Consider the following 12,468-nt stretch of genomic DNA (forward strand, 5'->3'; position numbering starts at 1 on the left):
GCTCACGTGGTCTACCCGGCCGGCTTGTCGGCCACCAGGTGCAGCTGCGCGGCCAGGTCGCGCAGCACGGGGTGCACCGCCGCGACGGACTCCAGCGCGATCAGCGCCTCCGCGGAGTCGGCGTCGCCGTCCAGCATCCCGCTCGGCACCAGGTCGGCGAAGATCCGCACGCCGTGCAGCTCGGCGACCCGCAGGCCCGCGCCGCGCACCAGCGCCGACAGCGTCTCCCGGGTGAACCGGCGGGGCATCCGGTCGCCCTCGCCCCACCGCCCGGACACGTCCGTCAGCACCCGGCGCGCGTCGTCGAAGTGGCCGGACAGGGCGCGGTGCAGCGCGGCGGCGACCTGCCCGGCCACCAGCACGCTCACCGACCCGCCCGGGCGGACGGCGGCGGTCAGCGCGGCCATCGCCGCGCCGGGGTCGTCGACGTACTCCAGCACGCTGTGGCACAGCACCAGGTCGGCGGCGCCGGCGCCCAGCAGGTCCGGCAGGTCGACCGCGTCGCCCTGGACGGCCCTGACCCGCACCCCGGACTCGGCGGCGCGGCGCTCCAGCGCGGCCAGCGCGTCCGGGTTGGCGTCCACGACCGTGACCCGGTGGCCGAGCTCGGCGAGCGGCACCGCGAACCCGCCGGTGCCGCCGCCCACGTCCACGACGTCGCTCCGGCCGGCCTCGGGGGCGATGCGGTCGAGGACGGTGCGCAGCGCGTCCCACAGGACCGCGCTGCGCACGCGGCTGCTCCCGCGCACCCGCTTCTGTTGCCGGCCGGCCACGGCCGCTCCGCTAACGTCGTTCATCCCCGCCCACCCTAGCCGCCCGCCGCAGTCGGGCGGGCGCCAGGCGGCCATTCGCCCGTCAGAGCGAAAGGGAGGGCTTGAGCTGCTGAAGGCGGGACAGGAGGCCGTTGACGAACCGCGGCGACTCGTCGGTGGACAGCTCGGTCGCGAGGCCGACCGCCTCGCTCACCGCGACGCCGTCCGGGACGTCCTCCACCCACAGCAGCTCGTACGCGCCCATCCGCAGGATGTTGCGGTCGACGACCGGCATCCGCTCCAGCGTCCAGCCGGTCGCGTAGGTGGCGATCAGCTCGTCGATCCGCTCCCGGTGCTCCTGGACGCCCTCGATCAGCCGCACCGCGTGCGGGTACTCCGAGAGCTCGTCCTGGTTCGGACGGCCCCGCGCCGCCAGCACCGCCGTCGGCTGCTCCTCGCGCAGCTCCGCCGCGAAGAGGATGTCGAGGGCGAGCTTGCGGGCCTTGGTCCGTGCGCTCATCAGCCGCGGCCGAGGTACTCGCCGGAGCGGGTGTCGACCTTGACCTTCTCGCCGGTGGTGATGAACAGCGGCACCTGGATCTGCGCGCCGGTCTCCAGCGTGGCGGGCTTGCTGCCGCCGGTGGAGCGGTCGCCCTGCAGGCCCGGCTCGGTCTCGGTGATCTCCAGCACCACGGCGGCGGGCAGCTCGACGTAGAGCGGGTTCTCGTTGTTGAACGCGATCACGGCGTTCTGCTCGGGCAGCAGGTAGTTCGCGGCGTCGCCCACCGTGGCCGCGGGGATGCGCGGCTGGTCGTAGGTCTCGGTGTCCATGAAGATGAAGTCCTCGCCCTCGCGGTAGAGGTACTGCATCTCGCGCTTGTCCACGCTCGCCACGTCGACCTTGGTGCCGGCGTTGAAGGTCTTGTCGACGACCTTGCCCGACAGCACGTTCTTGAGCTTGGTGCGGACGAACGCGCCGCCCTTGCCGGGCTTGACGTGCTGGAACTCCTGGACGGTCCACAGCTGGCCGTCGAGGTTCAGCGTCATGCCGTTCTTGAGGTCGTTCGTCGTCGCCACTGCGTTGTTCTCCCGGTCGCGGGCCCGCTCGCTGATCGGACGTCAGAGTACGAGCAGGTCCTTCGTCGTTGTGGTGAGGAGCTCCGGGCCGCCCGGGCGGACGACCAAGGTGTCCTCGATGCGGACTCCGCCCCGGCCCGCCAGGTACACCCCCGGCTCCGCGGTGATCGGAACTCGATCCATCAGCTTACCGGTCCTGTCGTACCCCATGAGCGGTGCCTCGTGGATCTCCAGGCCGACACCGTGCCCGAGCCCGTGGGTGAACGCCTCGCCGTGGCCGGCGTCCTCGATGAGGCCGCGCGCGGCGGCGTCGACGTCCCTGGTCTCGGCGCCGGGGCGGGCGGCGGCGATCGAGGCGAGCTGCGCGCGCAGGACCAGGTCGTACAGGTCGCGCTGCCAGCCGGCGGGTTCGCCGACCGCGACGGTGCGGGTCATGTCGGCGTGGTAGCCGCCGTAGCGCGCGCCGAAGTCGAGGGTGACGAGGTCGCCGGGCTGCAGCTCGCGGCCGCCGGGGCGGTGGTGCGGCACGGCGCCGTTCGGCCCGGACGCGACGATGGAGTCGAACGCGGGGCCCTCGGCGCCGAAGTCGACCATGGCGCGTTCGAGGGCGATCGCGACCGCGCGCTCGGTGACGCCGGCGCGGATCTCCGGGAGGACGGACTCGAAGGCGCGGTCGGTGATGGCGCACGCCTCCCGCAGCAGGCCGATCTCCTCCTCGTCCTTGACCCGGCGCAGGTCCTCGACGAGGTGGCCGAGCGGGCGCAGCGGGATGTCGGCGGCCTCGGCGAGCCCGGCGTGCCGCTCGACGGTGAGGCCGTGCGGTTCGAAGCCGAGGACGCGGTGGCCGGAGGCGGCCGCGCGGGTGGTGAGCGCCTCGGCGGTCCGCCGCTCGACGAGGGTCTCCAGTTCGGGGCAGACCTCGGCGGCCGTGCCGGCGTACCGGCCGTCGGTGGCGAGCACCGCGGGGCCGTCGGCCGGGACGAGCAGCGCGGCGTTGGAGCTGTCGAGGCCGGTGAGGTAGCGGACGTTGACGAGCCTGGTGACGAGGATCGCGTCGGCGCCCGCCTCGGCGACGAGCGCGGCCAGCCGACGGCGCCGCGCCGCGCGCCCGTCCTCGTGCGTCCCGTCCATGTGCGCATCCCCCATGGGCAGGACTCTAGAGCACGCGGTCCCCGGGTCGCGCGGCCCGTCTCGACGCGGTCACAGAACATGAGAATCACTCGACTTCCGGGCCGGGGGTGGCCTAGGTTGCCGCGCGAGTGATCGTTCCATCCCGCCCCGTCCCCCCGCACCGGACGTCCCTGGAGGGATTCCCCTTGACCCGAGTCAGCCGCCGCAGATTGCTCGGAACGGGCGCGCTCACCGCCGCCGGAGCCGTGGTCTCCGCCGCCGCGGCGCCCGCCGCCGCCGCGCGGACCGTCACCCGGCCCGCCACCGCCCCCGCCGCCCCCGCCGCCCAGAACGCCGCCGCCGACGTGGTGGTCGTCGGCGCCGGCCTGTCCGGCCTCGCCGCCGCCCGCGACCTGGTCGCCGCCGGGCGGTCCGTGATCGTCCTGGAGGCCCGCGAGCGGCCCGGAGGCCGCGTGTACGGCATGCCGCTCGGCGACGGCACCACCAGCGAGGGCGGCGCCGAGTTCATCGGCCCGACCCAGGACCGCATCGCCGCGCTCGCCAAGGACATGGGCGTCGCCACGTACCCGACCTACAACACCGGCCAGAACGTCTACTACCGCGACGGCAAGCGGTCCCTGTACGCCACCGACGGCGTCCTGGGAGCGGTCCCGCCCGACTGGGGCGTGGTCGACCTCGAGGTGGCGCTGCTCAAGCTCGGCGGCATGGCCAAGGACGTCCCGGTCGGGCAGCCGTGGAAGGCCGCCAAGGCCGAGGAGTGGGACGCGCAGACCTTCTACACCTGGTCCCGGTCCAACTCGCTGAGCAGCGGCGCGCGGTTCCTGATGGACGAGTTCATCAGCTCGACGATGTCGGTGCGCTCGCAGGACGTGTCGCTGCTGTACGTCCTGAACTACATCGCGTCGGCGGGCAACGAGGGCAACCCCGGCTCGGTCGACCGCCTCATCGACACGAAGGGCGGCGGGCAGGAGTCCCGGTTCGTCGGCGGGTCGCAGGAGGTCCCCGTCCGGCTGGCCGCCAAGCTCGGCGACATCGTCCACTACGACACGCCGGTCCGGTCGATCTCCACGGACGGCGGCGGCGTCACCGTCGCGGCCGACGGGCTCACGGTGACGGCCAAGCGGGCCGTCGTCGCGATGTCCCCGGCCATCGCCGGGAAGATCGCCTTCTCGCCGGCGCTGCCCGCGAGCCGCGCGCAGCTGATGCAGCGCTACCCGATGGGCTCGGTCTGCAAGTTCGTCGCCGTCTACGACACCCCGTTCTGGCGCGCGGACGGCCTGACCGGGCAGGCCGTCTCCGACAGCGGGGCGATCGACGCGACGTTCGACAACAGCCCGCCGGACGGGTCGCGCGGGATCATGATGGGCTTCATGAACCAGGCCAACATCCGCAGGCTGGACGGCGCCTCGGAGGACGAGGTGCGGGCCGCGGGCCTCGCCTCGTTCGCGACCTTCTTCGGCGACAAGGCCAAGAGCCCGGTGCGGACGGCGTTCCAGCGCTGGGACAACGAGACGTGGAGCGGCGGCGGGCCGGTCGGCATCGCACCGCCCGGCGTCCTCACCGGCTTCGGCGAGGCGCTGCGGGCGCCGTGCGGGCCGATCCACTGGGCGGGCACGGAGACGTCCGACTACTGGACCGGCTACATGGACGGCGCGGTCCGCTCCGGCGAGCGCGTCGCCAGGGAGGTCGACGCCTCCCTCTGACCGCCGAGCACGTTGACCCGCGGTGGGCCGTCGTCACGGCGGCGCGCACGACGACGGCCCGCCGCGGGCCAACGGAGGGGTCAGAGGTCGGCGGCCATCTGCTTGACCTTCTCGATGAGGGCGATGCGGCCCTTGTGGTCGCCGGCGATCGGCGACACGTTCAGCGTGGTGATGCCGGACTCCTTCATCGCGGCGAGCCGCTCGCGGACGTGGCCCTCGGAGCCGATCAGCGACATCTTCTCCAGCAGCTCCTGCGGGACCTTCGCGGCGGCCTCGTCCTTCTTGCCGTCGAGGTAGAGGTCCTGGATCTCCTCGGCCTCCTTCTCGAAGCCGTACCGGCGGGCGAGGTCGTTGTAGAAGTTCTTGCCCTTGGCGCCCATGCCGCCGATGTAGAGCGCGGCCATCGGGCGGCCGAACTCCAGGAAGCCCTGCACGTCGTCGCCGATGGCGAGCGCGGCCTGGCCGACGACGTCCAGCTCGCCGAGGGACGGGTCGCGCTTGGCCCTGCCGGCGGCGAGCGAGGCGCCCCAGACGTCGGCGGCCTTCTCCGGCATGTAGAAGATCGGCTCCCAGCCGTCGGCGATCTCGGCGGTGAGCTCGACGTTCTTCGGGCCGATCGCGGCGACCATGATCGGGATCTCGGCGCGCACCGGGTGGTTGATGAGCTTGAGCGCCTTGCCGAGGCCGGTGCCCCGCTCGGGGGGCAGCGGCAGCGTGTAGTGCTTGCCCTCGTGCTGGACGCGCTCGCGCCGCCACACCTTGCGGCAGATCTCGATGATCTCGCGGGTGCGGCCGAGGGGCGCGGTGTAGGGGACGCCGTGGAAGCCCTCGATGACCTGCGGGCCGGACGCGCCGATGCCGAGCGTGAAGCGGCCGTCGGAGACGTAGTCCAGGCCGGCGGCGGTCTGCGCGATCGCGGTGGGCGTGCGGGAGTAGATGTTCAGGATGCCGGAGCCGATCTCCAGCCGCTCGGTCTTGGCCGCGATGTACCCCATCTGGCTGACCGCGTCGAAGCTGTAGGCCTCCGGCACGTAGACGATGTCGAGGCCGGCCTTCTCGAAGTCGGCCAGCTCCTCGACGGTGTCCTTGAACCCGCTGCCCGCGTAGTTGAGCCCCATCCCGATGCGCATCCGGGCGTCCCTTCCTAAACCGAATCAGATTCCAGTCGAACGTAACCTACTCCGCGCCGCCCGCCCGGGCGAGGGCCCGCCGCCGCGGGACCGCCCCGCCGGGCCCGGTGCCGTGCTAGCCGAGCGCCGGGCCGCGCAGGGCCTCCAGCACGGGCCGGTACAGGTCCGCGCGGATCTTGCCGACCACCCGGCCGTCCTTGCCGGCCAGCGACCCGGCCAGCTCCAGCGCCGCGGGCAGCACGCCCGCCTCGTCCGCCGTCCGCTGGACGATCCCGGCCGCCATCGCCTGCTCGGCGTCGTACCGGCGGCCCGTGGTCATCGCCTCGTGCGCGGTGCGCCCGGGGAGCCGCGCGCCGATCAGCGCGTTCATCCCCGGCGTGAACGTCATGCCCAGGTCGACCTCGGGCAGGCAGAAGTAGCCCCGGTCGGAGCGCATGACGGCGAAGTCGTGGGCGAGGGCCAGCATGCCGCCGCCCGCGAACGCGTGCCCGTTGACGGCGGCGACCGTGGGCATCGGCAGTTCCAGCAGCCGCGCGTACAGGGCGTGGATGCGGCTCAGATAGGACTCGAACTGGTCGCTGTGGGCGCCCAGCCACTCGAGGTCGAGGCCGTTGGAGTAGAACTTGCCGGTCCCGGTGGTGACCAGGGCCCGGGGACCCTCGGCCTTCTCGACCGTGTCGAGCGCGGCCTCGACGGCGCTGAGGAAGTCGGGGCCGAACCGGTTCTCGCCGTCGTCGAAGCGCAGGATGTGGACGTCGCCGTCGCGCCGCAGGTCGATCACGCTGGTCTCCTTCGTCGGTGCCTGAGCAGACCCTACTGGTCGGTAGCCGGCGGGAAGATCATGCAGGTCGTGGTGCCGTGCGCGACGAGCCTGCCGTCCTGGTCCGCGATCCGCCCCTCGGCGGTCGCGATCTTCCGTCCGACATGGACCGTCGTTCCCTCGCAGGTCAGCCTGCCACCCTCCAGCGGGACCGCGCGGACGAAGTTGACCTTCAGCTCCAGCGTCGTGTAGCCGGCGCCCTCGGGCAGCGAGGTGTGCACCGCGCAGCCCATCGCCGAGTCCAGCAGCGTGGACAGCACGCCGCCGTGCACGGTGCCGAGCGGGTTGCTGAAATCGGTGCGCGGCGCGAGCGAGAAGACGACCCGCCCCGGCTCCAGCTCCTCCGCCGCCATGCCGAGCAGCGCGCCGATGCCGTACCCCTCCTCGGCGCCCTTGTTGATCAGGGCCTTCAGCTGCTCGAGGCCCGCCGTCGTCGGCGTGGTCGCCGTGCCCGCCATCGCTCCGCTCCCTCCCCGTGACGCCCGGTATGACGTCCGTCATAAGCACCGTGGGCTATGACGGTCGTCATGGTCAATGCGAGAAGCTTATGATGAATGTCATAATCGGTACATGGGCACCGACAGCCGGGAACGCATGGTGCGCAGCGCGGCCTACCTCTTCCGCGAGCGCGGCTACAGCGGCACCGGGTTCCGCGACGTCATCGCGCACAGCGGCGCGCCGCGCGGGTCGATCTACCACCACTTCCCCGACGGCAAGGCGCAGCTCGCCGAGGAGGCCGTCCGCTACGCCGGCGAGTTCCTCAACGCGGGCATCCTCGCCGCCACCGAGGGCGGCGACGCCGCGTCCGCCGTGGACGCCTTCGTCGGCTGGTGGCGGCAGGTGCTGATCAAGAGCGAGTTCCGGGCCGGCTGCCCCGTCGTCGCCGTCACCGTGGAGAGCCACGACGACGCCCCGCAGCTGGCCTCCGCCGCCGCGGCCGCGTTCGACCGCTGGCAGGACACCCTCGCCACCGGCCTCGGCAACGCCGGCGTCCCCGACGACCGCGCCGCGCGCCTCGCCCGCCTCATCGTCGCCGCGGTCGAGGGCGCCACGATCCTCTGCCGCGCCCACCGCGACGTCGCGCCCCTCGACGACGTCGTCACCGAGCTCAAGGAGATGACGAGGAACGCCGTCCAGGACGACTAGCTCCCGGCACGGGCGCCGGCGGGGCGGCGGCCCGCCCGCCCGCGGCGCGCAGCCGCATCAGCACCACCCCGTACATCCGGTCCGCCGGGCACGGGCCCCACTGCTTGGAGTCCTCCGAGCGGGGGTGGTCGCCGCGCAGCACCAGCATGCCCGGCGGGACGCGGCCGGACCCGTCCCCCGGCACCCAGGCCGGGACCGGGTCGCCGGCCGCCGCGACGACCCGCTTGACGTACCACCCGCCGGCACCGGACGGGTCGGGCGGCCCGTCCCACCCCGTGCGCCGGTCGGGCCGCTGGACGACCACGATCCGGCCGGGCCGGGCCCTGCGGCGGTGGCGCAGCACCAGCAGCACGTCGCCGTGCTCCAGGGTCGGGGTCATGCTGCCGCCCCGGACGGTGACGGTGGACAGCAGCAGCCGGGCCGCCAGCACGGCCCCGACCACCGCCCCGGCCGCCAGGGCCGCGGCGACGGCCCAGCCCGCGGCCTGGCTCATCCGGCGGCCACCGTGGTCGGCGCCGCACCGCTCTCGCCCATGGCCGCACCGCTCTCGCCCGTCGCCGCACCGCTCTCGCCCGGCGGCGGCCCGCCGTCGCCGGGCTCGGGCGCCGGGTCCTCCCGGTAGCCCTCCGCCTGCCGGCCGAAGAGCGTGGCGTAGACCCCGTCCGGCGACGCGATGAGGGAGGCGTGGTCGCCGCTCTCCAGGATCCGGCCGTCCTGCACGACGACGATCCGGTCCGCGCGGCGGACGGCGCTCAGCCGGTGGGAGACCAGGACGCTGGTGGAGCCCGCGCGCAGTTCCCGCAGCCGGTCGTGCACCGCCGCCTCGGCCTCGGCGTCGAGGCCGGAGCTGGGCTCGTCCAGGATCATCAGGTCGCGGCCCCGGCGCATCAGCCCGCGCGCCAGCGCGAGGCGCTGCCACTGCCCGCCGGAGAGGTGGACGCCGTGCGCCCGCGCGGCCTCACCGTCGCCGTCCTCCTCGTCGCCGGCGTGGAACAGCCGGCTCAGCATCGTCGCGTAGCCGGCCGGCAGCCGCTCGACGGTCTCGTGGACGCCCGCGCGTTCGGCGGCGGCGCGGATCCGCTCCGCGTCGTCGATCGCCTCCAGGTCCCCGAGCCCGATGTTCTCGGCGGCGGTGAGGTCGTAGTCCATGTAGTCCTGGAACACCGCCCCGATCCGCCGGCGCAGCTCCTCGACGGGGACGTCGCGGACGTCCACCCCGTCCCACAGGACGGCGCCGCGCTGCGGGTCGTAGAACCGGCAGAGCAGCTTGACGAGCGTGCTCTTGCCCGCGCCGTTGAGCCCGACCACGGCCAGGCTGGTGCCGTGCGGGATCGTCAGGTCGAGGCCGCGCAGCACCCACGGCGCGTCCTCGCTGTAGCGGAACCAGACGTCGCGCAGTTCGATGGCGTGGGCCAGCGGCGCGAGCCGGCGGGGCCGGGAGGGCGCGGCGAGGTCGTCCTCGCTCCCGACCACCGTGAGGAAGTGGTGGAAGACCAGGGCGGACTGGTGCCCCATCGCGACGCCCTGCACCAGCGAGCCGAGCCCGGACTGGAGCCCGGCGAGGGCGCCGATGAAGACCGACACGTCGCCGACGCTGATCGTCTTCTGGGCCGCGGCGTGCACGGCCCAGAGGAGGCCGACGGCGGCCAGCAGCGCGCCGAGGGCGGCGAGGAGGACCTGGACGCGCACCACGCCCCGCTCCAGCCGGTCCTCGGCGTCGTTGGCGGCGCGCAGCTCGGTGAGCATCCGGCCGTGCAGGAATCCCCCCAGGCCGAACAGGCGGACCTCCTTGGCGGCCTGCAGGTCGGTCAGCAGCATCTGGTAGAAGAGCTTGCGCCGCAGGCCGGGGCTGATCCGCCACAGCATCCCCGCCCGCCGCCGGCCGAGCGCCAGGTGGGCGGCCATCGCGGGCGCGGCGGCGGCGAGCGCGGCGCCCGCCATGACCGGGTTGATCGCGATCAGCGTGCCCAGGAACCCGGTGACGCCCAGGGAGCCGCGCAGGGTCGTCAGGCCCATCTGGACGAGCTGGTCCGGGGCGTTCTCGGCGGACTGCTGGGCCAGCCGCAGCCGGTCGTGGAACCGCGGCTCCTCCAGGCGCGCCAGCCCGTTCATCCGGTTGACCGCGCCGAACAGCCGGTCCTGCGAGAGCAGGCCGACGGCGCGCCGGGCGCGTCCCTGCGCGTAGGCGGCGACGGCCGAGGACGAGGCCATCGCGATGCCCAGCACGCCGATGCCGGCCGCGTCCCACAGCAGCGCGCCGGTGCGGGGGCGGGCGGCGGTGAGCTCGTCGAGCGCGACCTTCGTCAGCCAGGCGGTGGCCACCGGCGCGGTCCCGTCGACCACCGCCACGGCGAGCTGGAGGAGCAGCATGCCGGGGCAGGCCCGCCAGGCGAGCGCGTAGGCCGCCTTCATCGCCCGGACGACGGAGGCGCGCGGCTCCGTCGCGCCCATGCCGCCGCTCACGTCTCCGCTCACGGCGCCGCGGTCCGGGCCGCCGGCGCCGAGGGCGGGGCGGCCTCGCCGAGCCCTTCCAGGCCGACGCTCGCGGCGGTGGCGACGCCGTCCGGGCCGTAGTGGGCGAAACCGGGGTAGAAGCGGACGCCGAAGGCCGTGCCGACGGGCGCGTCGAGGGGCTCGGGCACCACGTGGTCCGCGACGGCGGCGAGCCGGGCGGCCAGATCGCTGGCGTCCGCCTCGATCCCGACCACGGTGGCGAGGACGCGTCCTCCCGCGTCCCGCACCCGGCGGGCGTGCTCGGCGAGCTCCGGCACGCTGTCGTCGCAGCCCGGGCAGTCCAGCGACAGGAACGCGAGCAGCGCCGGGCGGCCGGCCAGCCCGTCCCTGGTGACCGTGGCGCCGGCGGCCGTGGTCGCGGTGAACTCGGGCATCCGGTCCCCCGGCGCGATGCCCAGGTCCGGGGCCCCGCCGGACGCACCCGGACCGTGGTGGCGGCCGGCGGGCGGGGCGCCCAGGCGGGCGCGCCAGCGGCGCAGCACGGCCGCGGTCAGCGCGGCGTTCAGCGCGGTGAGCGCCACGACCAGGACGAGCCCTGCGACGAGGTATTCCACGGATGTCCTTTCCGGCTCCGGCGCCTCACCGGCCGTGGCCCCCGGCGGCGACCGGGGACCGGAAGAGCGCGGCGATGTCGTCGACGAAGACGGTCAAAGTGGTGAGCAGGGCCGCCGAGAACACGGCCAGCGCGATTCCCGGCACGTCGCCGGGAACGCCGCCGCCCCGCGACAGCGCGACGGCCGCGCCCAGGCACGCCGCCGCCAGCAGCACCGCGTTGCGGGCGATGTGCCAGCCGCCCATGGGCTCGCTGCGGGCGCCGAAGCAGGCGCAGGTCACCCGCTTCCCGCGGGCGACGACGGCGACCGGGACGGCCGTCAGCCCGCAGCAGAACAGCGCGGCGGCCGCGAAGCCGGCGGTGACGGTGGCGGGCACGGCGAGCAGCAGCGCGATGAGCAGCTCGGCGGCGGGGACGAGCACGGCCAGCGGGCGGCGCAGCCGCGCCGGGACGAAGCCGAGGTCGCCGAGGGAGGCGGCGAACGCGCCCGGCGAGCGCAGCTTCGCCACCGCCGCCAGCGTCATCACCGCCGCCAGGGTGAGGCGGCAGGCGAACGATACGTACAGCACGGATGCTCCCGGGGAAGTGGTGCGCGAGCGCGCGCGGCCGCCCACGGTGGCGGCGGTCCGCGCGTCCAGGGGCGCCCGGACCGCGCGGCGGCGCCCGGCGAGGGCGCGGCCGCGCGGCCGTCAGGCGGGTGTCACGCGTTCCGGCAGGGCATCAGCAGTAGTTCATGCTGTAGCTGTACCAGGCGCCGCAGTGCGTCTTGCAGTCGCCGCTCGTCGAGCAGGTCCGGCCGAAGCAGACGCCGCCCATGATCTTGTACTCCATCCACGAGTCCGGCGGGCAGCCGGCGTCCGCGGTGGCCGTGGGGAGCAGCGCCTCGATGGCACGGGTGACGCGCCGGGTCACGCTCTGGAGCATGGTTCCTCCTTGGGTGGTGGGGGGACTGGTTCCGCGCACGGGCGACCGCCGCCGGGTCAAGGGTCGGACACGGCGGGCTGAGCCCGTGGGGCATGGGGGGTGCGGTCGGCTTGCCGGAGGGCTAGGGGGCGACGAGTTCCGTTCTCAGGGCGGCGACGCCCACGCCCGCCGAGGTCACCATTCCGTTGCGGTCGTACCAGGCGTAGGTCGGGTAGTGCTTGGCTCCGTACCGCCGCGACAACTCGGCCTCCGCGCCCTCCGCGATCACGATGTCCATCGCGTCGCCGAGCATCGCGGCCAGCTCGCTGCCGGCGGCGCCGTCCCCGTGGACGATCGCCAGGGAGGTCCCGCCGGAGGCGCGCAGCCGCTCGGCGTGCCCGGCGAAGACCGGGACGGCGTCGACGCAGGCCCTGCAGGTCAGCGAGAAGAACCCGACCAGGGTCTCCTTGCCGAGCAGCGTCCGCTCCGTCACGGCGGTGCCGTCGACGGCGCGGGCCGAGAAGCCCGGGATCCGGTCGATCATCCGGACGTCGGTGAAGGCGCCGGCGGCGGCGGGGAGCCCGCCAGCGGCCTCCAGGCCCCGCCACCGGCGGAGGACGACCAAAAGGATCGCCAGGTTCACCACGCCGACGACGCCGGCGAGGACGAGCGCACCTACAGCGAGAATCACGACATGCGTCCTCTCCCAGAACCGTCGGGAACGGGTGGGCGCCCCGGC

General features: G+C 74.4%; 15 protein-coding genes. 2 read left to right on the forward strand and 13 right to left on the reverse strand.

Annotation, left to right across the window (positions count from 1 at the left end):
• Nucleotides 1-11 precede the first annotated feature (11 nt).
• The 4 genes from J4557_RS32505 to J4557_RS32520 are packed head-to-tail and all read right to left on the reverse strand — an operon-like array spanning nt 12 to nt 2,975.
• Nucleotides 12-797: a methyltransferase domain-containing protein gene (locus J4557_RS32505; RefSeq protein WP_208270587.1), complete on the reverse strand. Its 786-nt coding sequence runs from the start codon at nt 795-797 to the stop codon at nt 12-14.
• A gap of 58 nt (nt 798-855) precedes the next feature.
• Nucleotides 856-1,272: a transcription antitermination factor NusB gene (gene nusB / locus J4557_RS32510; protein WP_208270588.1), complete on the reverse strand. Its 417-nt coding sequence runs from the start codon at nt 1,270-1,272 to the stop codon at nt 856-858.
• The gene (gene efp, locus J4557_RS32515) at nt 1,272-1,829 is read right to left on the reverse strand and encodes an elongation factor P (protein ID WP_208270589.1); all 558 of its coding nucleotides are present in this window, start codon (nt 1,827-1,829) and stop codon (nt 1,272-1,274) included. Before efp ends, nusB begins: the two co-directional genes overlap by 1 nt.
• A gap of 42 nt (nt 1,830-1,871) precedes the next feature.
• Complete coding sequence (locus tag J4557_RS32520) at nt 1,872-2,975, reverse strand: M24 family metallopeptidase (protein WP_243776681.1); 1,104 nt, start codon at nt 2,973-2,975, stop codon at nt 1,872-1,874.
• Between the two features lie 170 nt (nt 2,976-3,145).
• Between J4557_RS32520 and J4557_RS32525 the strand changes: the two genes are divergently transcribed.
• On the forward strand, nt 3,146-4,663 hold the full coding sequence (locus tag J4557_RS32525) for a flavin monoamine oxidase family protein (RefSeq protein WP_208270590.1): 1,518 nt from the start codon (nt 3,146-3,148) through the stop codon (nt 4,661-4,663).
• Nucleotides 4,664-4,743: 80 nt separating this feature from the next.
• Here J4557_RS32525 and J4557_RS32530 read toward each other — a convergent pair whose 3' ends face one another.
• The 3 genes from J4557_RS32530 to J4557_RS32540 form a co-directional block, all read right to left on the reverse strand.
• A complete protein-coding gene (locus J4557_RS32530) occupies nt 4,744-5,793 on the reverse strand; it encodes an LLM class F420-dependent oxidoreductase (RefSeq protein ID WP_208270591.1) in 1,050 nt (349 codons plus the stop codon).
• A 115-nt stretch (nt 5,794-5,908) separates the two neighbouring features.
• Entirely contained in the window at nt 5,909-6,574 is a 666-nt protein-coding gene (locus tag J4557_RS32535; RefSeq protein WP_208270592.1) for an enoyl-CoA hydratase-related protein, read from the reverse strand.
• Nucleotides 6,575-6,606: 32 nt separating this feature from the next.
• Nucleotides 6,607-7,071, reverse strand: a complete 465-nt coding sequence (locus J4557_RS32540; RefSeq protein ID WP_208270593.1) for a PaaI family thioesterase — start codon at nt 7,069-7,071, stop codon at nt 6,607-6,609.
• Between the two features lie 112 nt (nt 7,072-7,183).
• Between J4557_RS32540 and J4557_RS32545 the strand changes: the two genes are divergently transcribed.
• A complete protein-coding gene (locus J4557_RS32545) occupies nt 7,184-7,759 on the forward strand; it encodes a TetR/AcrR family transcriptional regulator (RefSeq protein WP_208270594.1) in 576 nt (191 codons plus the stop codon).
• On the opposite strand, the gene J4557_RS32550 is transcribed toward J4557_RS32545, so the two are convergent.
• From J4557_RS32550 to J4557_RS32575, 6 genes are all read right to left on the reverse strand, one after another.
• Complete coding sequence (locus J4557_RS32550) at nt 7,722-8,252, reverse strand: S26 family signal peptidase (protein WP_208270595.1); 531 nt, start codon at nt 8,250-8,252, stop codon at nt 7,722-7,724. The genes J4557_RS32545 and J4557_RS32550 overlap by 38 nt on opposite strands.
• Nucleotides 8,249-10,234: an ABC transporter ATP-binding protein gene (locus tag J4557_RS32555; RefSeq protein ID WP_307800339.1), complete on the reverse strand. Its 1,986-nt coding sequence runs from the start codon at nt 10,232-10,234 to the stop codon at nt 8,249-8,251. The genes J4557_RS32550 and J4557_RS32555 overlap by 4 nt, the downstream gene beginning before the upstream one ends.
• Nucleotides 10,231-10,827, reverse strand: coding sequence for a peroxiredoxin family protein (locus tag J4557_RS32560; RefSeq protein WP_208270596.1), 597 nt, complete (start codon nt 10,825-10,827; stop codon nt 10,231-10,233). Before J4557_RS32560 ends, J4557_RS32555 begins: the two co-directional genes overlap by 4 nt.
• 25 nt (nt 10,828-10,852) lie before the next feature.
• Complete coding sequence (locus J4557_RS32565; RefSeq protein WP_208270597.1) at nt 10,853-11,395, reverse strand: MauE/DoxX family redox-associated membrane protein; 543 nt, start codon at nt 11,393-11,395, stop codon at nt 10,853-10,855.
• Nucleotides 11,396-11,546: 151 nt separating this feature from the next.
• Nucleotides 11,547-11,750, reverse strand: coding sequence for a hypothetical protein (locus tag J4557_RS32570; RefSeq protein WP_208270598.1), 204 nt, complete (start codon nt 11,748-11,750; stop codon nt 11,547-11,549).
• Between the two features lie 121 nt (nt 11,751-11,871).
• A complete protein-coding gene (locus J4557_RS32575) occupies nt 11,872-12,420 on the reverse strand; it encodes a redoxin family protein (RefSeq protein ID WP_208270599.1) in 549 nt (182 codons plus the stop codon).
• Nucleotides 12,421-12,468 lie beyond the last annotated feature (48 nt).

The sequence above is a fragment of the Actinomadura nitritigenes genome (assembly GCF_017573545.1).
Classification (GTDB): Bacteria; Actinomycetota; Actinomycetes; order Streptosporangiales; family Streptosporangiaceae; genus Spirillospora; species Spirillospora nitritigenes.

Bases quoted from the DNA above. Each gene is read 5' to 3' on its own strand.
- J4557_RS32530 (WP_208270591.1), bottom strand. From the start codon at position 5,793: ATGCGCATCGGGATGGGGCTCAACTACGCGGGCAGCGGGTTCAAGGAC.
- J4557_RS32550 (WP_208270595.1), bottom strand. From the start codon at position 8,252: ATGAGCCAGGCCGCGGGCTGGGCCGTCGCCGCGGCCCTGGCGGCCGGG.
- J4557_RS32540 (WP_208270593.1), bottom strand. From the start codon at position 7,071: ATGGCGGGCACGGCGACCACGCCGACGACGGCGGGCCTCGAGCAGCTG.
- nusB (WP_208270588.1), bottom strand. From the start codon at position 1,272: ATGAGCGCACGGACCAAGGCCCGCAAGCTCGCCCTCGACATCCTCTTC.
- J4557_RS32545 (WP_208270594.1), top strand. From the start codon at position 7,184: ATGGGCACCGACAGCCGGGAACGCATGGTGCGCAGCGCGGCCTACCTC.
- J4557_RS32505 (WP_208270587.1), bottom strand. From the start codon at position 797: ATGAACGACGTTAGCGGAGCGGCCGTGGCCGGCCGGCAACAGAAGCGG.
- J4557_RS32520 (WP_243776681.1), bottom strand. From the start codon at position 2,975: ATGGGGGATGCGCACATGGACGGGACGCACGAGGACGGGCGCGCGGCG.
- J4557_RS32570 (WP_208270598.1), bottom strand. From the start codon at position 11,750: ATGCTCCAGAGCGTGACCCGGCGCGTCACCCGTGCCATCGAGGCGCTG.